The sequence below is a fragment of the Streptomyces sp. GL_141 genome, from assembly GCF_057834385.1.
Window position 1 is genome coordinate 8,465,509 of sequence record NZ_CM174402.1, and the last position, 22,541, is coordinate 8,488,049.

General features: G+C 74.1%; 18 protein-coding genes and 1 pseudogene. 11 read left to right on the top strand and 8 right to left on the bottom strand.

Annotated elements, in window-relative coordinates; translation table 11 throughout:
* Positions 1 to 139 precede the first annotated feature (139 nt).
* The 3 genes from AC3IX6_RS37610 to AC3IX6_RS37620 all read right to left on the bottom strand — a co-directional run bounded on the left by AC3IX6_RS37610 (position 140) and on the right by AC3IX6_RS37620 (position 3,017).
* Positions 140 to 793, bottom strand: coding sequence for a fasciclin domain-containing protein (locus AC3IX6_RS37610; protein WP_489367788.1), 654 nt, complete (start codon positions 791 to 793; stop codon positions 140 to 142).
* Between the two features lie 84 nt (positions 794 to 877).
* Positions 878 to 2,512: a molybdopterin-dependent oxidoreductase gene (locus AC3IX6_RS37615; RefSeq protein ID WP_489367789.1), complete on the bottom strand. Its 1,635-nt coding sequence runs from the start codon at positions 2,510 to 2,512 to the stop codon at positions 878 to 880.
* Positions 2,513 to 2,777: 265 nt separating this feature from the next.
* Positions 2,778 to 3,017: a chaplin gene (locus AC3IX6_RS37620; RefSeq protein ID WP_489367790.1), complete on the bottom strand. Its 240-nt coding sequence runs from the start codon at positions 3,015 to 3,017 to the stop codon at positions 2,778 to 2,780.
* A gap of 365 nt (positions 3,018 to 3,382) precedes the next feature.
* On the opposite strand from AC3IX6_RS37620, the gene sigK reads away from it, so the two are divergent.
* A complete protein-coding gene (gene sigK, locus AC3IX6_RS37625) occupies positions 3,383 to 4,060 on the top strand; it encodes an ECF RNA polymerase sigma factor SigK (protein ID WP_489367791.1) in 678 nt (225 codons plus the stop codon).
* The gene (locus AC3IX6_RS37630; protein ID WP_489367792.1) at positions 4,057 to 4,803 is read left to right on the top strand and encodes an anti-sigma factor; all 747 of its coding nucleotides are present in this window, start codon (positions 4,057 to 4,059) and stop codon (positions 4,801 to 4,803) included. The genes sigK and AC3IX6_RS37630 overlap by 4 nt, the downstream gene beginning before the upstream one ends.
* Here AC3IX6_RS37630 and AC3IX6_RS37635 read toward each other — a convergent pair.
* Positions 4,800 to 5,804 carry an amidohydrolase family protein gene (locus AC3IX6_RS37635; protein WP_489367793.1) on the bottom strand — a complete coding sequence of 335 codons (1,005 nt, stop codon included), beginning with the start codon at positions 5,802 to 5,804 and terminating at the stop codon, positions 4,800 to 4,802. The two genes, AC3IX6_RS37630 and AC3IX6_RS37635, sit on opposite strands and share 4 nt — an antisense overlap.
* Positions 5,805 to 5,968: 164 nt before the next feature.
* Here AC3IX6_RS37635 and AC3IX6_RS37640 point away from each other — a divergent pair, with 164 nt between their 5' ends.
* A complete protein-coding gene (locus AC3IX6_RS37640; protein ID WP_489367794.1) occupies positions 5,969 to 7,630 on the top strand; it encodes an AMP-binding protein in 1,662 nt (553 codons plus the stop codon).
* Positions 7,631 to 7,834: 204 nt separating this feature from the next.
* Here the strand turns inward: AC3IX6_RS37640 and AC3IX6_RS37645 are convergent, their stop codons facing one another.
* Positions 7,835 to 8,548, bottom strand: coding sequence for a PepSY domain-containing protein (locus AC3IX6_RS37645; RefSeq protein WP_489367795.1), 714 nt, complete (start codon positions 8,546 to 8,548; stop codon positions 7,835 to 7,837).
* A 132-nt stretch (positions 8,549 to 8,680) separates the two neighbouring features.
* Between AC3IX6_RS37645 and AC3IX6_RS37650 the strand changes: the two genes are divergently transcribed.
* Together AC3IX6_RS37650 and AC3IX6_RS37655 are read left to right on the top strand one after the other, a co-directional pair.
* Complete coding sequence (locus tag AC3IX6_RS37650; protein WP_383949953.1) at positions 8,681 to 9,358, top strand: response regulator transcription factor; 678 nt, start codon at positions 8,681 to 8,683, stop codon at positions 9,356 to 9,358.
* 52 nt (positions 9,359 to 9,410) lie between these two features.
* Positions 9,411 to 10,778: a sensor histidine kinase gene (locus AC3IX6_RS37655; protein WP_489371680.1), complete on the top strand. Its 1,368-nt coding sequence runs from the start codon at positions 9,411 to 9,413 to the stop codon at positions 10,776 to 10,778.
* Between the two features lie 144 nt (positions 10,779 to 10,922).
* On the opposite strand, the pseudogene AC3IX6_RS37660 reads toward AC3IX6_RS37655, so the two are convergent.
* Positions 10,923 to 11,141 (bottom strand): annotated as a pseudogene (locus tag AC3IX6_RS37660) (hypothetical protein); the annotation flags it as partial.
* An 873-nt stretch (positions 11,142 to 12,014) separates the two neighbouring features.
* Between AC3IX6_RS37660 and AC3IX6_RS37665 the strand changes: the two are divergent.
* Positions 12,015 to 13,916, top strand: a complete 1,902-nt coding sequence (locus tag AC3IX6_RS37665; protein ID WP_489367796.1) for an ATP-binding cassette domain-containing protein — start codon at positions 12,015 to 12,017, stop codon at positions 13,914 to 13,916.
* Between the two features lie 49 nt (positions 13,917 to 13,965).
* Here the strand turns inward: AC3IX6_RS37665 and AC3IX6_RS37670 are convergent, their stop codons facing one another.
* The gene (locus tag AC3IX6_RS37670) at positions 13,966 to 15,018 is read right to left on the bottom strand and encodes a TetR/AcrR family transcriptional regulator (protein ID WP_489367797.1); all 1,053 of its coding nucleotides are present in this window, start codon (positions 15,016 to 15,018) and stop codon (positions 13,966 to 13,968) included.
* 53 nt (positions 15,019 to 15,071) lie between these two features.
* On the opposite strand from AC3IX6_RS37670, the gene AC3IX6_RS37675 reads away from it, so the two are divergent.
* From AC3IX6_RS37675 to AC3IX6_RS37695, 5 genes are all read left to right on the top strand, one after another.
* The gene (locus AC3IX6_RS37675; protein WP_489367798.1) at positions 15,072 to 15,563 is read left to right on the top strand and encodes a GNAT family N-acetyltransferase; all 492 of its coding nucleotides are present in this window, start codon (positions 15,072 to 15,074) and stop codon (positions 15,561 to 15,563) included.
* Between the two features lie 242 nt (positions 15,564 to 15,805).
* Positions 15,806 to 16,570: a bestrophin-like domain gene (locus AC3IX6_RS37680; RefSeq protein WP_489367799.1), complete on the top strand. Its 765-nt coding sequence runs from the start codon at positions 15,806 to 15,808 to the stop codon at positions 16,568 to 16,570.
* Positions 16,571 to 16,652: 82 nt separating this feature from the next.
* Positions 16,653 to 18,527 (top strand): galactose oxidase early set domain-containing protein, encoded by a 1,875-nt coding sequence (locus AC3IX6_RS37685; protein ID WP_489367800.1) that lies wholly within the window; start codon positions 16,653 to 16,655, stop codon positions 18,525 to 18,527.
* Positions 18,528 to 18,616: 89 nt separating this feature from the next.
* Positions 18,617 to 20,611: a Dyp-type peroxidase gene (locus AC3IX6_RS37690; protein ID WP_489367801.1), complete on the top strand. Its 1,995-nt coding sequence runs from the start codon at positions 18,617 to 18,619 to the stop codon at positions 20,609 to 20,611.
* Positions 20,612 to 20,620: 9 nt separating this feature from the next.
* A complete protein-coding gene (locus tag AC3IX6_RS37695) occupies positions 20,621 to 21,580 on the top strand; it encodes an aldo/keto reductase (protein ID WP_489367802.1) in 960 nt (319 codons plus the stop codon).
* Positions 21,581 to 21,598: 18 nt separating this feature from the next.
* On the opposite strand, the gene AC3IX6_RS37700 is transcribed toward AC3IX6_RS37695, so the two are convergent.
* Entirely contained in the window at positions 21,599 to 22,489 is an 891-nt protein-coding gene (locus AC3IX6_RS37700) for an esterase/lipase family protein (protein WP_489367803.1), read from the bottom strand.
* Between the last annotated feature and the right edge of the window lie 52 nt (positions 22,490 to 22,541).

Sequence of the window (22,541 nt, forward strand, 5' to 3'; positions counted from 1 at the left end):
TGTGCGGATCAAGTGATGGGCCGGTAAACACGGCATGGAGTCCCGGACCCTGAGGACGGGTCCGGGACTCCGGGGGCCACTTCGCTGACCGCTTCTACAACGACCGGCGCCCGTGCGGGTCACCGGTTCGGCGCCACTGCTACTTCGGCATCAGGACCGTGTCCACGATGTACACGGTGGCGTTAGCGGTCGGGACGTTGCCGCAGACCACGTTGGACGTGCCGTTGACCTTGTAGGACTCGCCCGAGCCGGCGGTGGTCACCTTCCCGGTCTCCAGCGTGGTGAAGGAGCCGTTCTCCAGCTGCTTCGGCGTCAGCTTCTCGCCGACCACGTGGTACGTGAGGATCTTGGTGAGCGTGGCCTTGTCGGCGAGGACCTTGTCGAGGTCGGCCTTCGGGATCTTGGCGAAGGCGTCGTTGGTCGGCGCGAACACCGTGATGTCCTTGGCGTTGTTGAGCGTGTCGACGAGCCCGGCCTGCTTGACGGCCGCCACCAGGGTGGACAGTGCCGGGTTGTTGGACGCGGCGGTCGCGACCGGGTCCTTGGCCATGCCGTCGAAGCTGCCCGCGCCCTCCTTCGGGACACCGGCGCACGCGGCGCCGAAGGGGCCGTCCGCCGTCATCGGCGCCGAGGCGTCCGCGGCGGGGGAGGAGGTGTCGGCGCTCGCCGCGGCGGTCGCGCCGGCGGACGCGTCCTTGCCGGAGTCGGATTCGGAGCAGGCGGCCAGCGCGAAGGGCAGTACGGCCGCGGTGGCGACGGCGAGGGCGGTGCGGCGGAAACGAAGAGTGCTCATGGTGTGCTCCAGAGAAGGGGGCGGTGCATACGGAACGGAAGGGAAGAAAGTGTGTGAAGTGGTGGGAAAGCGGGGTGGCTTCGGTCAGTCGACCGTGACGAAGACGCCGTGCCGGCCGCTCGCGCCGTCCGGGATCGTGCGGGTCCGCAGCTCGGTCTGCACCTCGCCCCGGCCGTCCGTGGCGCGGACGGTCAGACGGTGGCCGCCCGAGGAGGCCTTCCAGTCGAAGGACCACTGGCGCCAGGTGTCGGTGGTGGCCTGCGCCGCGAGCGAGGCCTCCTGCCACGGTCCGTCGTCGACCTGGACCTCGACCCGCTCGATGCCGCGGTGCTGGGCCCACGCCACCCCGGCGACCGTCACGGTCCCGGCCGGGATCCGGGCGAAGGGCTTGGGGGTGTCGATCCGGGCCTGCGTCTTGATCGGCGCCCGGCGGGCCCAGCCGCGCTTGACCCAGTAGGGGTCGTAGGAGTCGAAGGTGGTGAGCTCGATCTCGCGGATCCACTTGCAGGCGGAGACGTAGCCGTAGAGACCGGGTACGACCATCCGGACCGGGAAGCCGTGCTCGAAGGGGAGCGGCTCGCCGTTCATGGCGACGGCCAGCATCGCGTCCCGGCCGTCCATGACCTCCTCGACGGGGGTGCCCAGCGTCATCCCGTCCACCGAGCGCGCGATCAGCTGGTCGGCGCGGCCGCCGCGCGACGGTGCCCGGACGCCCGCCTCCCGCAACAGGTCCGACAGGCGTACGCCGAGCCAGCGCGCGGAGCCGGCGTAGGGGCCGCCCACCTCGTTCGACACGCAGGTGAGCGTGATGTCCCGCTCGATCAGCGGGCGTTCGAGGAGTTCGGGGTAGGAGTACGAGCGCGGGCGGGAGACGCCCTTGCCGTGGATGCGCAGCCGCCAGGTGTCGGCGTCGACCCTGGGAACCACGAGAGCGGTGTCGACACGGTAGAACTCCTTGTTCGGTGTGGTGAAGGCGCTGACCCCGGGAACCCGCAGGGCCGCCCCGGCCGGGATCGGCGCGGCGGGCGAAGCGGGGGAGGGCAGGCGTACGGCGGCGCGGGAGGCGGTGGCGCCCTGGCCGCGCCGGCCGGTCAGGGCCCGGCCGAGGGCGCCCGCCCCGGTGGAGACGATCGCGGTGACACCTGCCGCGAGGAGGAAGCCCCGCCGGTTCCAGGCGGCGGGCGGACCGGCGGCGCCGGCTTCGGTTCCGGCGTCGTCCGGGGTGCCCGCCGCGCCGTTCCCTCCGGCGGGCCGGGAGGCGCCGCCCACCTTGCCCACCAGCAGGTACAGCACCAGCGCCCCGGCCACGGCCCCGACCAGCGAGGGCAGTACGTCCCCCGCCCCGGCCGCGTCGGGCCGGCCGAGGGCCGCCGCCGCGCCGAGGACGCCGAAGGCCAGTACGCCGGCCGCCCCCGTACGGCGGTGGCGCAGGGCCAGCACCCCGAGCAGGGCGGCCAGGAGACCGACCGTGGCGAGGATGCCGAGCTGGAGGACCAGCTTGTCGTTCTCGCCGAAGGTGCGGATGGCGAAGTCCTTGAGCGCCGCCGGAGTGCGGTCGATGGCCGCGCCGCCGATCACGGTGACCGGTCCCGCCTGCGGCCGGACCAGGGACGCGGTCAGCTCGGCGGCGGCCAGTGCGGCGTAACCGGCCAGCAGGCCGCTCGCCGCGGCGAGGGCGCCGCGCTCGACTGTCCTTCGGTTGATGCTCACGACCCTCATTCGGCGCGGGAACCCTCCCGGATGGGCCGGTCATCCGATCAAGTGAAGATCCGTCGGTGTGTTGACCTTTGTGCGGGGGACTGGGGCCGGACCCCGTACGGCCCCCGCACGCGGGCGGCGGCGCCGACGGCCACCGCCCGCGCGGGTCCTCGGGGCCCGGCGGCGCTCAGGAGCGGCGACCCGCTCCCCGCCGGTCCCGAGGACCACCGGCCCGCCGCCGCCCCGTTGCCGGCGGCGGGCCGGAGACTGCGGTCCGGGTCCCGCGTCAGGCGTTGACGCAGGTGTTGCCGAACGCGGGGTTGAGCAGCCCGATCACGCTGATTGAGTTGCCGCACGCGTTGATCGGGATGTGGATGGGGATCTGGATCAGGTTGCCCGAGCCGACCCCCGGGGAGTAGGCGGCGAGGCCCTGGGCTCCGGCGTCGGCCGAGGCCGCGGAGGCCCCTCCCACGAGAAGGGCGCCCGAAGCGAGGGCGAGTGCGGCACTCTTGAGGACACGCGACACGACAGATCTCCTTGCTTGCTGTGCGGCGGCGGACTCCGGGGCCGTTCGCTCCGTGACCCGCCGCGCGGCGGCCCCTGGACCGGGCCCGCGACCCTCCTTCGGCCCGGACCCCCGCCGCGGTTTGGTCCAGGAGGGCCGGTTCCCCCGAACGGATGCCCTTTCGCGTGTATGTCGGCCAATCCGTGCGGGGGCCGGCTCCGAAGACAAGGTGAGACAGCAAGGACCCGGCGCGCACCGCGACCCCGGCGGACGGGGAACGGGTGCGCCTGCCACGAAGGATCGTTCATGCGATGGATGGACCGGCGAGAACCACTCGCGGCACCGGCGTGCCCGCCCGGGCCCGGCCGTACACGGGGGCCGCTGAGGTGAACCCCGAGAGGCTGCGCTTCCCCGGACCGGGCCCGGGCAACGGCACCGGCCCCGGCACCGGCCCCGGCACCGGCCCCGGCACGGGCCCCGGCACCGGCCCCGGCACGGGCCCCGGACCCGGATCGGCCGCGGCCGAGCTCGCGGAGCTGATGGCACGCGTCGCACAGGGCGACCAGGACGCCTTCGCCGCGCTGTACGACGCCGTGTCCGGAACCGTCTTCGGCATCGCGGTCAAGGTGGTGCGCGACCGCGCCCAGTCGGAGGAGGTCGCCCAGGAAGTGATGATCGACGTGTGGCGTCAGGCCGCCCGCTACCGCCCCGAGCAGGGGAGCGTCATGGCCTGGGTGGCCACGATCGCCCACCGCCGGGCCGTCGACCGGGTCCGCTCCGCCCAGGCCTCGGCCACCCGCGAGCACGACGTGGGCGTACGCGGCCAGGAACGGCCCTTCGACGAGGTGAGCGAGCAGGTGGAGACCCGGCTGGAACGCGATCAGGTCAAACGCTGCCTGCGCCGGCTGACCGAGCTCCAGCGCCAGGCCGTCACCCTCGCCTATTACCAGGGGCTGACCTACCGTGAGGTCGCCGAGACCCTCCAGACTCCTCTTCCCACGATCAAGACCCGGATGCGCGACGGACTGATCCGCCTGCGCGACTGCATGGGGGTGACCACGTGAAGCACGACGAAGAACTGCACACCCTCACCGCGGCCTACGTACTGGACGCGCTCGGCCCGGGTGAACAGGAGGCCTTCTCCCGGCACTTGGCCCGCTGCGCGCCGTGCTCCGGGGACGTCGCGGAGTTCTCCGCCACGGCCGGCCGGCTGGCCGCCGCGGTGGCCCTCGTGCCCCCGCCGCAGCTGAAGGCGGAGGTGCTCGCCCGCATCGAGACCGTCCGCCAGCTGCCCCCGAGGGTCGGCGTCCGCCGGGCGGCGGGATTCCTGGACCGGCTCCCGCGCAAGGCCGGGGCCTTCGTCGTCGCCGCTTCCCTCGTCGGGGCGGCCCTCTTCGGCGGGGCCGCGCTCCACGAGAGCGGGCAGGCCGACCGGGCCCGGCAGGAAGCCCGGCAGGCCGAGGCGCGCAGCCAGGAGCTGCGGGCCGTGGTCACCGCCCCGGACGCCCGTACCGTCCACGGCCGCACCAGCGGCGGAGCCGCCGCGACGGTGGTCACCTCCGCCGCCCGGGACCGGGCCGTGTTCCTCACCGACCGGCTGCCGGCCGCCGGGGAGGGCCACACGTACCAGCTCTGGCTGGCCGACCACGGCACGATGCGCCCGGCCGGCTTCCTCACGGACGACGGCGCCGCGGTGCTGGACGGCGGACTCGGTACGGCCACGGCGGTGGGCCTGACGCTGGAACCCGCCGGGGGATCGGCGCAGCCGACGACCAGCCCCCTGGTCCTGCTCGCCCTGCCGGCCTAGGGACCGAACAACGCCGCCGCGTTCGTGTCGAGGATCGCGGCGGCGTCCCGCGGGGGCAGCCCCGAATCGGATACGTAGGAGACCGCCCGCACGAACACCTCCCCGTCCTCGTAGGGGAAGTCCGTGCCGAGGACGAGGCGGCCCGCGCCGAAGGAAGCCGCCGCCGCGACCAGGGCGGGCCCGTGGCAGTGCGCGACGGTGTCGTACCAGAGCCTGCGGGCCGCCACCGAGGGGAGCTCGGGCGTCGCCGGGGATTCGAAGGCCAGGTGGTCGTCGAGGCGGCGCAGCAGCATCGGCAGGGCGCCGCCGAGGTGGGAGGCCAGGATCCGCATCCGGGGGTAGCGCCGCGGCAGGCCCGCCAGGATGAGGTGCATGACGGCCACCGTGTCCTCGACCGGGGCTCCGACCATCCAGGTCATGCGGTGCCCGGTGATCAGCGGGCTGCCGGCCCCCTCGCCCACCGGGTGGACGTACAGGACCGCGCCGCGCCGGTCCAGTTCCTCGTACAGCGGACGGAAGCGCGGATCGGCCAGGGTCAGGCCGCACACGGTCGTGGTGACGGCCGCCCCCGCCATGCCGAGCTCGTCGAAGGCGTACGCGAGCTCGCGCAGCGCCGCGTCCACGTGCGGCAGCGGCAGCGCGGCGAAGGCCCGGAAGCGCCCGGGCCAGCGGGCGACCAGCTCGGCGTAGGACTCGTTCACCGCGCGTGCCAGCTCCACCGCGTCGGCCTCCCGGGGCAGGTGCGGCGACTGCGGGGGCACGGAGAGCACCTGCACGGAGATCCCCGTCCGGTCCATGAGGGCGAAGCGGTGGTCGAGGTCGGCCGGGCCGGCGTCCGCGCCGATCCCGCGCTGGGTGCCCGTGTCGGTCCGGCCCAGCCGCTCCAGCCGGTCCAGGTAGGCGGGGGTCCAGAGGTGGGCGTGCACGTCGATCCGCCCGGCGGGCGACCCGGGCGCCGCCTCGGGCGCGGCCTCGGGCGCGGTCGCCGTTGATGGGGTCACCCTTCGATGGAACGCCCTGCCCGCGGGCCCGGCCAATCGGGGCCGCCGCACCGCGCCCCACTGCGCCTCATCGGGGGCTGGCCCCCGCCGCGGGCCACGTGGATCATGAGGGGGTGCCGGAGCGATGGGGCCCCGGTGCCCGCCACCGAGCCCAGGGGGTCCATGTGCCGTCCGTGCCGTCCGTCGCGCCGAGTCACGCGTCCGTCGAGCCGAGTTACGCGTCCGGGGCCGGCGAGGTGCCGCTGCTCGGCGACACCATCGGCGAGAACCTGGACCGCACCGTCCGCAGGTTCCCGGGCCGCGACGCCCTCGTCGACATGGCCTCCGGGCGCCGGTGGACGTACGCGGAGTTCGCCGCGGACGTGGACGACCTCGCGCTCGGTCTGCTGGACCTCGGGATCGCCAAGGGGGACCGGGTCGGCATCTGGGCCCCCAACCGCCCCGAGTGGACGCTGGTGCAGTACGCCACCGCCAGGATCGGCGCGGTCCTCGTCACCGTGAACCCGGCCTACCGCTCCCACGAGCTGGAATACGTCCTGCGCCAGTCCGGGATCCGGCTGCTGGTGGCGGCGGACCGGTTCAAGACCTCCGACTACGCGGCCATGATCGAGGAGGTCGGGCCGCGCTGTCCGGACCTGGAGTTCACCGCCCTGCTCGACGGCCCGCTCTGGAACTCCCTCCCGGAGCGCGGCCGCCGCGCCGACCGGGCCGAACTGCTGCGCGCCCAGGCCGCGCTGAGCCCCGACGACCCGGTCAACATCCAATACACCTCGGGGACCACAGGCTTCCCGAAGGGCGCGACCCTCTCGCACCACAACATCCTCAACAACGCCTACTTCGTGGGCGAGTTGTGCCACTACACCGAGCAGGACCGGGTCTGCATCCCGGTCCCCTTCTACCACTGCTTCGGCATGGTCATGGGGAACCTCGCCTGCACCAGCCACGGCGCGGCCATGGTCATCCCCGCGCCCGCCTTCGACCCGGGGGCCACCCTGGCCGCCGTCCAGGCGGAGGCGTGCACCTCGCTCTACGGGGTCCCCACCATGTTCATCGCCGAGCTGGCCCACCCGGACTTCGAGAGCTACGACCTCTCCAGCCTGCGCACGGGCATCATGGCGGGCTCGCCCTGCCCGGTCGAGGTGATGAAGGAGGTCATCGACCGGATGGGCATGCGCGAGGTGTCCATCTGCTACGGCATGACGGAGACCTCGCCCGTCTCCACCCAGACCCGCGTGGACGATTCCGTGGAGCGCCGCGTCTCGACCGTGGGCCGGGTCGGTCCGCACCTGGAGGTCAAGGTGGTCGACCCGGCCACCGGCCGGACCGTCCCGCGTGGAGAACCGGGCGAACTGTGCACCCGGGGCTACTCGGTCATGCTCGGCTACTGGGACCAGCCCGAGCGCACCGCCGAGGCCGTCGACGCGGCCCGCTGGATGCACACCGGAGACCTCGCCGTCATGGACGGGGACGGGTACCTCAGCATCACCGGCCGGATCAAGGACATGGTGATCCGCGGCGGCGAGAACCTGTACCCGCGCGAGATCGAGGAGTTCCTGCACGCCCACCCCGACGTCATGGACGTCCAGGTGATCGGCGTGCCCGACCCGAAGTACGGGGAGGAGCTCATGGCGTGGGTGCGGATGCGCGAGGGCGCCGAGCCGCTGACCGCACCGGCCGTGCGCGCGTACTGCGAGGGCCGGCTGGCCCACTTCAAGATCCCGCGCTACGTCCACGTCGTGGAGGAGTTCCCCATGACGGTGACGGGCAAGATCCGCAAGATCGAGATGCGGGAGACGGCGGCCCGGCTGCTCGGCCTTTCCTCCTGACGGAGGTTCACCGACGGCCGGCCGGTCCGGTGTCCCGCACCGCCGCCGCCGCGGTGCGGGCCACTGGGCGGGCGCGGCCGCGGTGCGGGCCACCGGACCGGCGCGGCCGCGGTACAGGACACCGGGCGGGCGTCGCTGCGGTACGGGCCACCGGGCGGGCGCCGCCGCGGTGCGGAACCGCCGGGCAGGCGCAGCCGCACCCGCTCAGCGGGACGCCCCGGCGCCCTTCCCCGCGACCGTGTTGCTCGTGACCGCGCCGTCGGCGCCGGCCAGGGTCACGGCGTGCCGGACCCCGTCGGAGCCGAGGACCACCACGCGCCACGCGCTCCCGCCGCCCTCCTGGGCGATCACGCGCAGCGCCTCGGCCTTGCCGCCGGGCACGGCGGCCTCCGCCTTCTCCAGGGCCTGGGCCGCCGGCAGCGCGGGCAGCGGTACGGGGGCCCGGCCGGGGCCGTCCACGACGATCCCCTCCTCGCCCTCGGTCGTCCCGGGCCGCCCCGGCCCGTCCGGCGGGAAGACGCCCCGCTCGCCCTTCTGCCCCCGCAGGCCGGGCTTACCGGGCTCGCCCGGCTTCCCGGGGCGCGCGGGCAGCGGAGCCGTCATCTCGCCGCCCCCCTCCCGCTCGACGTCGAACCGGTCCCACATCCGCTCCGCGCGCGTGCGGCGGACATCGTGCTCGTGGTCCGCCACGGCCACCGCCGCCGCTGCCGCCCCCGCTCCGGCGGACGCCACCACCACGAGCCCGAGCGCCACCCAGCGTCCCCGGCCCTCACGGGCGAACCGGGTGAAGCGGGCGATCCGGGCGCCGCGGCCCGTCGCCTTGCCGGCCGGCTCGCCGCTGCCCCCGCCCTCGCCGCCGCCTTCGACTGGGAAAGCGGCCGGGGGGAATTCGGGCGGCTGCGGACTGGACTGAGTCATCTGAAAGCTCCTCGCGTTCTCCGGGCGACGCGCCCGGCTCGGCCGATCCTGCGAGCAGGATGCTGAAGCCCCGCTGAAGCGAGCTGAAGAACCCTTCAGCAAGCCGACGGCGCGACCTGAGAACCTTGCCCCATGCGCGTACTGGTGGTCGAGGACGAGCGGCGGCTGGCCGCCGCCCTGCAACGTGGTCTGCGGGCCGAGGGCTTCACCGTGGACACGGCACACGACGGCCCGCAAGGCCTGTGGATGGCCGGCGAACACGACTACGACGCCATCGTGCTCGACATCATGCTGCCCGGCCTCAACGGCTACCGGGTCTGCGCCCGGCTGCGCGCGGCCGGCTGCGAGTCCGGCATCCTGATGCTCACCGCCAAGGACGGCGAGTACGACGAGGCCGAGGCGCTGGACACCGGAGCGGACGACTTCCTCTCCAAGCCCTTCTCCTACGTGGTCCTCGTGGCCCGCCTGCGGGCCCTGATCCGGCGCACCGGCCGCCGCAGCCCGCAGGTCATGGAGTTCGGCGACCTCCTCGTCGACCCGGCCCGGCAGCGCTGCACGCGCGGCGGCGTCGAAGCCCGGCTGACCGCGCGCGAGTTCGCCGTCCTGCTGCACCTGGCGCGGCGGGCCGGCGAGGTCGTGCCCAAGCGGGACATCCTCGACCACGTCTGGGACGCCGCCTACGAAGGGGACCTCAACGTCGTGGAGGTCCACGTCAGCGCCCTGCGCCGGAAGATAGACGCGCCCTTCGGCCGCGCCGCGGTGGAGACCGTCCGGGGCGCCGGATACCGGCTGGCGGCCGACGGTGGCTGAGCCCCACGCGCCCCACCAGGCCCCCGAGCCCCCCGAGCCGCTCCCGTACCGGCTGCGCAGGGCCGCCTCCCGGCTCCGCCCGCGGTCCGTCCGAGCCCAGGCCACCCTCGGCGCCTCCGCCGTGGTGGCCCTGGCCCTCGGCGTGGCCTCCTTCGCCCTGCTCGGGGCCCTGGAGACCAACCTGACCATGAGCGCCCAGGCCGACGCCGAACGGCAGGCCGTCAAGGTGGCCGCGCTGGCTGCCACCGGCCGGCTGGACCCCGTACCGCCCCCGGGCCGCGGCACGGACTTCGTCCAGGTCGTCGACGCGCAGGGCCGCGTCATCGCGGCCAGCCCCAACCTCAGCGGCCGCCCCGCCCTCGTCCCCGAACCGCCCGTCGCACCCGGCACGGTCCGCGGCACCTGGAAGGGCGGCCGGGTCCGCCAGGAACACCGCCAGCGCGTCGTGCAGGTCACCACCGTCACCGCGAACGGCCTGGTCACCGTCTACGCCGGGACCTCGCTGCGGGACGCCGACACCGCCGACGCGACCATCATGGCGGTCCTGGCCGTCGTGGTCCCGCTGCTCGTCCTGGTCGTGGCCCTGATCACCTGGCGGGTTACCGGCTGGGCCCTGCGCCCCGTCGAGGCGATCCGCGCCGAGATGGCCGAGATCGGCGACCGCGAACTGCACCGGCGGGTGCCCGTTCCGGCCACCCGCGACGAGGTGGCCCGGCTCGCCGTCACCATGAACGCCACCCTGGACCGGCTGGAAGCCGCCGGAATCCGCCAGCGCCGCTTCATCGCGGACGCCTCGCACGAACTGCGCAGCCCGATCACGGTGCTCCGCACCCAGCTGGAGGTCGCGCAGGCCCACCCGGATCCCGAGCTGTGGGGCGAGCTGGTCAGCGGCGCGCTGGAGGACACCGTACGGCTCCAGGACCTGGCGGCCGACCTGCTCCTGCTGGCCCGCCTCGACACCTCGGAGCCGCCGCCGGCCGCCGCCGTCGACCTCACGGAGGTGGTCCGCGAAGCGGCCCGTACGCGCAGGGGCGAGCGGGTCCCCGTCCGGGCGGACGTCGCCCCCGGGATCGCGGTCCGCGGCAGCACGATCTGGCTGTCGCGGCTCGTCACCAACCTGCTGGACAACGCGGGCCGCCACGCCGACCAGCACGTCACCGTCGTCCTGCGCGTGGACGGGGCCCGGGGCGAGGCCGTCCTCGAAGTGACCGACGACGGAGCGGGCATCGCGCCCGCCGACCGCGAACGGGTCTTCGAACGCTTCACCCGGCTCGACGACGCCCGCGCCCGCGACGAGGGCGGCACCGGCCTCGGCCTGGCCATCGCCCGCGACATCGCCCTGCGCCTCGGGGGCACCCTCGCCGTCCGGGACTCCCCGAAGGGCGCCCGCCTGGTCGCCACGCTCCCGCTCGCCCCCTGACGGCGCCCGGGATCCCGCCGACGGCGCCCGCTCAGCAGACCGGCCGACGTCCCGCGTCCCGTGCGGCCTCCTCCTCCGGATGCCGAGGGCCGGGTAGCCGTCCTGCCCGGTGAGCGTGTACGAGGTGGTCACGACCCGGTACGAGGCCTCCGGCCGCAGCGGGGCACCGTCGACGAACACATCGCCCGGCGCCACCCGGTCCCCGACGGGCCCCGCCGCGTCGAAGGAGTACCGGACGTCGTCCGACACCGCGAGCGGGACGTACGTGAGCACCCCGAAGAGCGCGGGCCGGGGGCTGGTGTCGAAGGAATCGGGTGCTTCGCGGGCGGCCCACAGCGCCCAGTCGGCGACGAGGCTGCCCATGGTGGACTCCCCGGCCGGGGAGAGCCGGCGGCGGAAGGAGGCGCGCCGGCGGCCGATGACGCCCGCCCCGTGCCGCCGCGCGTAGCCGGTCCAGGGTGGTCAGGCCGGGCTGGAAGGAATTCCCGAAGGTCTCGGTGCCGACGGCTGTCAGGTGGATGAACCCGATGGGCAGCCGCTGCCCGCCCGGCGCGTCCACGTACTCGATGTCGTACGGGGGGAGCACCGTCTCCCCGCTCGCCGGGGACACGGTGTTGGCGCTGTCGTAGCGGAAGTCGGCGCCGCCCGAGTCCGGGAACGCGTTGGTCAGCCCCGCCCCTCGTAGGGGATCCCCTGCTCCATGTGCCGGAGTTGGCCCGGCCGGCCCGCAGCCGGGCCAGATGGGTGGCCGTGCAGGCGACCCCGCCGACCGCGTACGCACGGCCGCCCGCGCCGGTGACGACGGAATCACGGGCCGGGGGAGCGGAGAGGTAGCCGTGCAGGTCGGTGATGTGCAGCAGCTGTACGTCCACGTACCCGGCCGGGGAACTTCACCCTGCCGGCGAACCGTCCTCCTCCGGCAGCCGTGCGGAGCCGCCTCCCGGCGTGAGCCGGGGGCGTGCAAGGCCATTCCTCCGCGCTCCGTCGGGATCAGGCCGTTCTGGCTCCCGGGCCCGCTGCGGACCCCCGGACCCGGGTGCCCCGTGCGCCCGTTCCCGCCGGGCGGCGACGAAGGCCGGTTCTCGTTACTCCGCGTTCCGGGCTCGGATGTACTCCCTCACTCGACCACCCAACGGGTTCCCCGGGACGCACCGCGGCCCCCGCTCCGCCATGCCGCGGAGCGCCGCCGTCCGACGGGAACCGCCGCTGTTCGACGACGACGTGAAGGAGCTGCACGTGGCTGAGAAGACGGCACGCAACACCCAGGGCACACCGGCGGCACCACACCATCCGGCGCCCGCCGACCCACCCGAGTTCACGTTCGCCCACGGCGCGCACCAGAAGGCCATGGAGCAGCTCTCGCTCCGCGAGATGGCCGCCCGGCTGCCCGCCGCCCTCGCGCAGACCGCCCGGATGGTCTGGCGGATCGACCCGGCCTCCGCGACCCTGCTGCTCGCGGGCCAGATCCTCGCCGGGGTCTGTACGGCCGCCTCCCTCGGGGCCGTCGCCGAAGCGATGGGCCCGCTCCTGACCGGCGGCGCCGCGGGCGAGCGCATCGCGGACGCCGCCCGGCCGCTGGCCGTCGCCGCCGTCGCGGCCGGGGTCGGTACGACGGCCCAGATCGTCGCGGGCGGCGCGGCCCGCCGGCTCACCCCGCGCCTGGCCACGACGGCCGACCTCGAGATGGTCGACGCCCACATGGACGTGGAGGTCTCCGCCTACGACGAGCCCGCGTTCTCCGACCGCTCGGAGGCGGCCGAGATCGGCGCGGCCCGCTCCTCCATGCTCGTCAAGGACGCGATGGCCTTCACCAACGGCCTGGTCAACCTGCTGGCGGTGGCCGGGGTCCTCGCCGTCGTCCACCCCGTCCTGATGCCCCTGCTCCTGCTCTCGGTCGTGCCGCGCGGCGCGGGCGCCGTCTTCGCCGCCCGCCTGGACTACGCCCTCCACAACGAGACGATCGCCTCCCGCAACGTCCGCGGGATGATGCGCTGGTACCTCACCACCCACAAGCTCGGCGACGAGCTGCGCTGCAATTCCATGCGCCCCCACGCGCACGCCTGGTACGCCGCCGTCTGCAACCGCATCGACGCCAAGCTCGTCGGCGCCGCCCCGCGCCACCTGCGGGTCTCGCTCCTCGCCGCGGCCCTCGGCGGCCTCTTCCAGCTCGGAACCTGGGCCGCGCTGGGCGCCCTGGTCCTGGCGGGCTCCATGGCCCTGGCGGCGGCCGGCACTGCCATCGTCGCCATGCGGACCTCGGCCTCCGCCCTGTCCAGCCTGGTGGTCTACGGCGCCGCCATGTTCCAGCACGCCCTCTACCTCGAGGACTACCGCCTCTTCCTGGAGCAGGCCCGCGAACTGGCCGTCACCCGGGGCCGCGTGGAGGCGGGCCCGCCGGAGAAGGTCAGCCTGGAGAACGCCTCGTACACCTACCCGGGCAAAGACACCCCGGCGCTCGGCCCGGTCAGTCTGTCGCTGTCCCGCGGCGAGATCATCGCCGTCGTCGGCGAGAACGGCGCCGGGAAGTCCACCCTCATCCGGCTGCTGACCGGCCTCACGGTCCCGAGCGACGGGGAGGCGTACTGGGACGGCACCCCGACCCGCGCGCACGACCAGCGGACCCTGTGGACCCACGTCGGGCTGGTCGCCCAGTCCTACGCGCAATGGCCGTTCACGGTGCGCGACAACGTCACCCTCGGCCAGCCGCAGGCGCGGGGTGAGGACGCCGTCTGGGACGCGCTCGACGCGGTCGGCATGCGCGAGGCGGTCCAGGGCTATCCGCACGGCCTCGACACGCTCCTGGCCCGCTCGCTGTGGGGCGGGCACGAACTCTCCGGGGGCCAGTGGCAACGCCTGGCGTGCGCCCGCGCCTTCCACCGCAGGCCCCGGCTGCTGATCATGGACGAGCCCACCTCGGCGATGGACGCCCGCGGGGAGCACCAGATCTTCACCGGCCTGCAGGAGATGAAGGAGGACCGGATCACCATGATCGTCACCCACCGGATGGAGAACTGCCGCCTGGCCGACCGGATCATCGTCCTGGACAAGGGCCGGGTCATCGAGACCGGCACGTTCGCCGAACTGACCGCCCTCGACGGCACCTTCGCCGAGCTGTACGGACTCTCGCAGGACCGCTGACCGTGCGCCCCGCTCCGGACGTCCGGAGCGGGGCCCCTCGCCTCCGTGGCTACGGAGCGGCGTAGCGGGCCAGGAAGAGGTCGACCCCCGAGGTGACCACGCGGGTCAGCTCCGCCGGGTCGGTCTCGGTGCCGGGTGCGAAGGTGTGCACCAGTTGCGGGACGCCGACGGTGGCGGCGACGAGCTGCCGGACGGCCAGCTCGGGGTCCGTGACGCGGAGCCTCCCGCGCCGGCCGAGCTCGGTGAAGGCCTCGACGAGGGGACCGTTGTACATGTCGTACGTGACCCGGTACCAGAGCCGGCCCAGCTGGGGGAAGCGGCCGATCTCCCCGATCACCAGGCGGCGCAGCGTCATGATGTCGGGGCGCAGCAGCAGCGCGGCCCAGTCGCCGGTGAGGGCGATCAGGGCGGCGCGCAGGTCGGAGGCTTCCACGAGGGCGGAGCCGTCCGGTTCGAGACCGGCGTAGGTCTCGCGCAGGATGCCGCCGATCACGGCGAGGAACAGTCGCTCCTTGGTGCCGAAATGCTTGTAGAGCGTCGCCTTGGAGACCCCGGAGCGGCTGGTGATCGCGTCCATGGAGGCGGCCGCGTACCCCTCGGCGAGGAACTCCGCGGCGGCCGCGTCGGCGATCGCCCGGCGCTTGCGCCGGACGGCGTCGGAGGAGGCGGGGATGACCGGGATGCCGTGGGCGTCGGTGGCGTTCGCCGTCTCGGCTTCCATGGGGGAGTCCTTCGTACCTGCGGGGTGGCGTGGGGGCGGTGCGTACCGGTGCCAGTGTAGGAACCCGGCGCTTCGGTACGCACCGCCCGGCGGGACCGCGATGTCCTTCGCCACGCCGAAGGAGAGGAAGTCGATGTCGACGGTGATGTTCCCGAAGACCTGGTCCTGCGTCTGGAGGTCCCCGGCCGGCATCCCGGCTTCCCTCGCGAGGTCGTTGCCCCAGGAGCAGGTGGTGCCGTTCACCTGGACCGGCTTGCCGCCCGTGTCGGGCATCGTCACGCTCATCCTCACCTCGGCCGAGCCCGCCTCGGAGGCCTCGTCGGAGGCCTTCGTGAGCTTCGCGACCAGCGTCTCCGCCGAGTCCGCCGCCTTCGTGCCCACCCCCCCCGAAAACCTGCGGCGCCCGTCCGAGCAGCGCGTATATCCTGCCCGGCATGCTGCGACTCGAACGCCTGCGGGCCGATCACGAAGACGCCCTGCTGGCCTTCGAGCGGGACAACCGGGCGTACTTCGCCCGCTCCGTACCGGACCGCGGGGACGCGTACTTCGCGGAGTTCGCCGCCCGCCACCGCGCCCTGCTCGCGGAACAGGACACGGGTGCCTGCCGCTTCCACCTGGTGCTGGACAGCGCCGGGGAGCTGATCGGACGCGTCAACCTGGTGGACCTGGCGGACGGCGCCGCCGACCTCGGCTACCGGATCGGCGAACGGGCCGCGGGCCGCGGCGCGGCCACCGCGGCCGTCCGGGAGGTCTGCCGGATCGCCGCCACGGAGTACGGGCTCGGCGTCCTCACCGCGTCGGCGGCCCTGGACAACCCGGCATCGGCGGCCGTGCTGCTGCGGACCGGGTTCACGGCGGTGGGGGAGACCGTCCTGGACGGCAGTCCCGGGCTGACCTACCGGCGGGCGCTCACGGCAGAGGGCTGACCGGTCCCGGCCGCCCCGCCGACCTCTGCCCCGCCGACCTCTGCCCCGCCGGCCCTCCGGCCCTCCGCCCCGCTCCGACGGGGCGACAGCCCCCGCCCTGGTGCGTACGGGTGACGGTCCGCCAGGGACCCGTCACCCCATCGGTGGCCCCGGCGCGCGCGCACGGCGTTGATCACCGAGTGTGTTGATCACCGGCAGCGCGTGCTGCCCGTCGGCCCCCGCACTGAGGAGTCCCCGGCCCCATGGCTGTCGCCGCCGTCCTCTCCGTCTTATGCGCCGCCCTCATCGCGATGGGCGCCGCGCAGCTCGGCCACCACGTGGCACGCAACCGCACGATGCCGGACGTGGGGCCCGCCGTCGGCACCGCCGCGGGAGTGGTGTTCTCCTTTTTCATCCTCACCCTGGCCTTCCTGATGGTGAGTTCCGCCCAGGAGCTGGCCGTCGCGCGCAAGGGCAACTACGCGGAAGCCGGCGCGCTGATAGACCTCTACCTCGCCGCCGACCGGATGCCGGCCCCCGCCAAGGCCGAGGTGCGCGGCCACTCCGAGAAGTACGCCCACATGGTCATCGACCGCGAGTGGCCCCGGATGCGTGAGGGCGAGACCGACGAGGAGACCTGGGCCATGGCCTACGGGCTCTACCAACTCGTCGCCAAGGTCCCCGCGGAGACCCCGCCGAAGGCCGTCGACGACGCGCGGGACGCGGTCAACCGGCTGCTCGCACAGCGCCGGGTCCGGGTGGCCGACATCCAGGGCGGGCTCCCGGCCATCATGGTGCTCACCCTGGTCGGCGCGGCCGTCCTCTCGGTGGCCTTCCTGGTCCTGATCGGCTGGCCCAAGGGCGTGCGCGGGGTCCTCGGCATCGCCGCGCTCGGCGGTATCTGCGGGTACGGCGTCTGGCTGGTCCTCCAGCTCAATCACGCCTACGCCTCGGGCGTGCACGTCGAGCCCGACGCCTTCCACGAGGCGCTGCGCCGGATGGCCTTCGTGACCGCCCACGGCATCTGAGACACCGGCACCCGAGACACCCCCCCTCCCTAGCTTGCCCCCTTCCCCCCTTCCCGGTCCCCCCCCCACGTAAGGGTTCCCCATGTCCCGTCCCGGAGTCGCCCGCGCCCTGGTCGCAGGCACCCTCCTCGGTCTGCTCCCCGCCGGCCCCGCGGCCGCGCACGAAGCGCCGTACGATCCGGACGCTGCGCGGCCGGCACCGTACGTCGCCCCCGAGCGGGTGCGCCGCGAGATCAGTGCGGACGAGCGGCTGGTCCTCGGCGAGGACCACGCCGAGGAGCACGCCCGGACCCGCGTCGCGCTGCGGGACGCCGCCGACTACCCCGACACCACCCGCCGCGCCCGTCTGAAGGCCCTCACCGAGTCCCAGGCCGAGGCCAACGCCGGTCTGGCGCCGGAGAAGTACGGCGTGTTCAAGGAGTACTTCGACTCGCCGGACTTCGCCGCGCACATCGCGCTGCTGCCCACCGGCAAGGTGCTGCTCTTCTCCTTCGAGCGGATCGAGACCAACCCCACCAAGGAACCCGCCCCCACCAACATCATCGGCGCCACGAACGCCGGCCGCGCCTTCCTCTGGGACCCGGCCAAGGGCACCGGCGCGGCGGCGTTCACCAAGGTCACCCCGCCGGTGGTCGACATGCCCGACGGGACCGGCTCGCCGCGCCCCGCACCGTTCTTCTGCTCCGGCCACTCCTTCCTCCCCAACGGCATGCTCGGGGTCTTCGGCGGCAACCTCGGCTCCAACGGAGGCAGCGGCGCCAAGCTCTCGCTGGTCTTCGACCCGTGGACGGAGACCTGGAGCCGCAACCAGGACATGGCCACCGGGCGCTGGTACCCCTCCGTGGTGACCGCCGCGGACGGCCGCCAGCTCATCATGTCCGGCCAGTCCGAGCTGGGCTGGGGCACGCCGACCCCGCTCGTGGAGCGCTTCCCCGCCCTCGGGCACCCCGTACCCCGGGAGAAGACGGACGTCCCGCGCGACGTCCCGGTCGGCCCGTTCAAGGCGAAGGCCCCCTTCACCCGCGACTACCCCCACCTGTTCTCGCTCCGTGACGGACTGGTCTACGGGCTCGGCCGGGTCCACGACGAACAGTGGGCCTTCGACCCCGTCAAGGAGACCCGCACCGACCTGCCGCCCCGCCCCGACGGCGTCATGCGGCTGTACGGAGGCGCGGTGCCGCTGCCCGGCGGGTACGAGGGCCCCAAGGCGGCCCTGGTCATCGGCGGGGACCGCACCGACCCGAACACCTACAAGCTGTCCGGGGGCCGCTGGACCCTCGACAAGCCCCGGGCCTTCGGCCGCACCCAGGACAACACCCTGCTGATGCCGGACGGAACGCTGCTGACGGCAGGCGGCGGTTACGACATCCGCGACTACGGGAACGGGGTCCTGAACCCCAACGCCGACCTGAAGTACCGGCAGTTCGAGACGCGCGACGCACAGGGGAACTGGAAGCTCGGCCCCGCCCAGCGGCTTCCCCGCGGCTACCACTCCAATGCCGTGGTCCTGCCCGACGGCCGGGTCGTGGTCACCGGGGACGAGCTCCAGCAGCTCGCCAACGACGCCGACATCACCGACGGGATGAACGGCACCATCGAGATCTACGAGCCCTCCTACCTCCACCAGGGGGCCCGGCCCGCACTCGGCAAGGTGCCCGCGGGCCCGGTCCGCCACGACGCCCGCTTCGAGGTCACCACGAGCACCCCCGACCGGGTCGAGCGGGCCGTCCTGCTGGCGCCCACCACCGCCACGCACGCGGTCAACACCAGCCAGCGCCACGTGGAGCTGCGGATCAAGCGGCGCGCGGGCGACACCCTCACCCTGCAGGCTCCGCCGACCGCCGCCGCCGCGCCGCCCGGGTACTACATGCTCTTCCTCCTCGACGCCAAGGGAGTGCCAGGCGTCGCCCAGTGGATCAAGCTCGACTCCGGAGCGCCCGCGGCGCCGCCGCGCTGACCCCCGGCCGTACTCCGTCGTTCTCCGCCGCTCCCCTTTCCCCTTCCTTTTGCCTTTCCCCCCGTCCCTCCGCCAATTGGAGCAAGTCGATGGCCCTCGCCCCGTCGCCGCCCCCGGGCTGCCCCCACACCGGACCCGCCCGCAGGACCGTGGTCCAGGCCGCGGCCCTCGCCGCCGCCGGTCTCACCACGGGCCTCGCGCCCACGGCCCGGGCCGCCGAGGCCCCGGCCCGCCCGGCCGCGGAACCCGCGCGGAGGGACACCGCCCCCGAAGCCCTCCCGCTGCGCGCCGACCGCGACTCCCAGGGCGACATCCTCGCCGGGTTCCGCAAGGACCACGCCTGCTTCCTGTTCCTCCACTTCGGCGACGCCGACCAGGCCAGGCGCTGGCTGACCGGCCTGCTGCCCTCGATCTCCACCACCGAGGAAGTGGCCCGCTTCAACCGGGCCTTCAGCAGGGCCCGCCGGCGCAGCGGCGGCATCGACCCCGCCTCCATGGCCACCCTGTGGACCGGGATCGGCCTGACCCATCCGGGGCTGCGCCTGTTCGCCGGCAAGGAACCCTTCCCCGCCGCTCCGCCCGGCTCCAGCGCCGAAGCGTTCACCCAGGGTTCCGCCGCCCGCGCGCAGCAGCTCGGCGACACCGGCACCAGCGCCCCGCAGTCCTGGCTGTTCGGCGCCGAGGAGTCCGGCCGCGCGGTGCACGCCGTCCTCACGCTCGCCGCCGACCAGCCCGAGCGTCTCGCCACCGCCGTCGCCGAACACCGCGCGGGCACGGCCGCCGCCGGCGGGACGGTCCTGTACCACCAGGACGGGGCCACCCTCCCCGGCGCGCTGCGCGGGCACGAGCACTTCGGCTTCCTCGACTGCATCAGCCAGCCCGGCGTACGGGGCTTCGACGAGCCCGATCCGGCCGACCCCACCTGCGTCCTGGGCAAGCCCGGAACCCGGCTGATCCCCGCCGGCGAGTTCGTCGTCGGCCCCGAGCGGGTGAACAAGCGCCCCACGGGCCTGCCCGCCTGGGCCACCGGCGGCGCCTTCCAGGTGGTGCGCCGCCTCGCGCAGGACGTGCCCGGCTGGTGGACCCAGGTCGCCCTGCGCCTCGCCGATCTCCAGCGCGCCGGCGCCGCTCCCGCCGACGCCGGCCGGGAATGGCTCGGAGCCCGCCTGATGGGCCGCTGGCCGGGCGGCATGCCGGTCGCCCTGTGCCCCGCTGCGGAGGAACTGCCCGTGCCGGGCAAGCACCCCGACGCCGGACTCGACTACAGCCAGGACCCGCAGGGCTGGCGGATGCCGCTGTTCGCGCACATCCGCAAGGGGAACCCGCGCGGCGGCCTCGTCCTCACCCCGGGCCGGCCGCCCGTGGCCCAGACGGAGCTCGACGCGCGGCGCCTGATGCGGCGCGGAATCCCGTACGGCTCCGTCTACCAGCCCGAACGGGGCGAGGAGCACGGTCCGCAGGCCGCGCGCGGGCTGGTCTTCGTCTGCCACCAGTCGGACCTGGTGGGGCAGTTCGAGCTGGTGATGCGCAAGTGGGTGAACGACCCCGACTTCCCGGCCGGCCGCAACCCGCGCGCCGGATGCGACCCGGTGCTCGGCCCCGATACGGCCATCGCCTTCGAAACCCCCTCGGCGGACGGCACCGGCAGCCGGGCCAACACCCTCCACTTCGGCCGGTTCGTGCGCACCGAGGGCTCGGTCTACGCCTTCAGCCCCTCCCTCCCCGTCCTGCGCGCCCTTGCCAAGGGCGAACTCGACGCGTCCATCGAGTTCCACACCGGTTCCGTCCTGCGCCCCGGCGACGTCCTCGACGCGGGGAAGGCCCGGCTGACCCTCGACGCCTCGGGCGACCTCTCCCTGCTCGACGCCCGGGGCACCCGTACCTGGCACACGTACACGGGCGGCGTCGGCCACGACGCCGTGCTCACCGGGGACGGCGAACTGCTCGTGCGCGACGCCGACGGCGCCACGGCCTGGTCCAGCGGGACCGGCGGCCACCCCGGCGCACGCCTGCTGCTGCGCCCCTCCGGAGAGCTGGTGATCCTGGACGGGAAGCGGGTGCTGTGGAAGGCCTCCGCCTCGTAGGGTGACCGCATGGCGATCACGGCACCAGTGACAGGCGACACCCGGCTGATCTACGGCTGCATGGCTCTCGGCGGGAGCTGGGAGCCCGGCCCGTACCGGGCCGAGGACATCGACGAGGCCGAGGCGGTCATCGAGGCGGCCCTCGACAGCGGGATCACGATGTTCGACCACGCCGACATCTACCGGCACGGCAAAGCGGAAGGCGTCTTCGGCGAGGTCCTCGCCCGCACCCCCGGACTGCGCGAGCGCATCACCCTGCAGACCAAGTGCGGCATCCGGCTCGCCGAAGGCGACCGCCCCGGCATCTACGACCTGCGGGGCGCGAGCATCCTGCGCCGCGTCGAGGAGAGCCTCACGCGGCTGCGCACCGACGTCATCGACGTCCTGCTCCTGCACCGGCCCGACCCCCTGGCGGACCCGGCGGACATCGCGGAAGCGCTCACCTCGCTGCACCGCCAGGGCCTTGTGCGGCAGTTCGGCGTCTCCAACATGAACGCCGCCCAATGCGCCCACCTGCAACGCCACCTCGACCTCCCGCTCGTCGCCAACCAGCTGGAGATGAGCCTGCAACGGCGCGACTGGCTCGAGGACGGGGTCCTCGTGAACACCCCGGCCGCGGCGGCCGTCGGCTTCCCCGCCGGGACCGTCGAGTACTGCACGGCGAACGGAGTCCGCCTCCAGGCCTACGGGGCCCTGGCCCAAGGGCGCTTCACCGGGCGGGAGTCGAGCGTCGGTGAGCACGCGACCGCCGAGCACCTGCGCGCCCTGGCCAAGGCGAAGGACACGACGCCGGAGGCGATCCTGCTGTGGTGGCTGCAACGCCACCCGGCCCGGATCGCCCCCGTCATCGGCACCGGCCGCCCCGAGCGCATCAGGGCCTGCCGCGACGCCGCGCTGCGCGCCCCGGACCTCGGCCACGAGGAGTGGTACTCCCTGTGGCTCACGGCCCGGGGCGGGCCGCTTCCCTAGCCCCCGGGGCATGTCGGCCTAGCCGGGCGAGCCGACCGCGCACACCAGGATCGGGGTGGCCCGGCGCGGGTCGAGGGCGTTGCGCACCATGTGCCAGACGTTGAGGTCGTAGGCCTCGCCGATGTGGCCCACCGGGTCGAAGGGGCAGAAGTCCTGCACGTACTGGTTCTTGACCCCCGGCTCGCGGACGAACGCCGTCTCGGTCGGGGTCACCAGCTCGTCGTAGCGCGAGGTGATGATGGTGTACGCGATCCCGGGCTGGGCCACCGGACCGTCGTTCAGCGCCAGGATCGCGGGACCGCCGGGTACCTCGTCGGCGAGGACCGGGATGCCGATGGTGGTGACGATCTTCTCCATGGTCGCCCGGCCGATCAGCTTGTCGCCCAGGTCCAGCAGCCCGGCGGCGTTCGTGCCGTGGGTCGGGGGAGCGATGGCCACGACCGCCTTGATGTGGGGCTGGATGCCCTGCATCTTGGCGAGGTACAGGGCCTGGAGCCCGCCCTCGGAGTGGCCGACGACGGAGACCTTGTCCGCGCCGGTCGCCGCGCGCACCTTCTCCACGTACGCCTTGATCTCCAGGTTCGAGACGGCCACCGGCTTGAGGCCGCCGACCAGCGGGAAGCCGTCGTAGGCGCCGTAGGTCAGGGCGAAAGTGCAGTAGCCGCGGGCGGCGAGGTCCAGCTGGAGGAAGTTGAGGTCCTCGTACCAGGTGGCGAAGGTTCCGTGGAGGAGCACCACGGGCTCGGGGTGCGCGGCGCTCGGCCGGCAGGAGAAGTCGTTGACCCCGCCTCCCGTGACGCCCTCGGTGGCGGCGTGCGCGGGGAAGGCGGCGCCCACCATGAGGGCCAGCGGGAGGGCGGCCCTGGCGAACAGGGTGCGGGCGCGCGACGCACGGGTACGGCGAGGCATACGACATCTCCTGACGGGGGGTCATGCACGGGGCGGACTGCACAGAATGCTC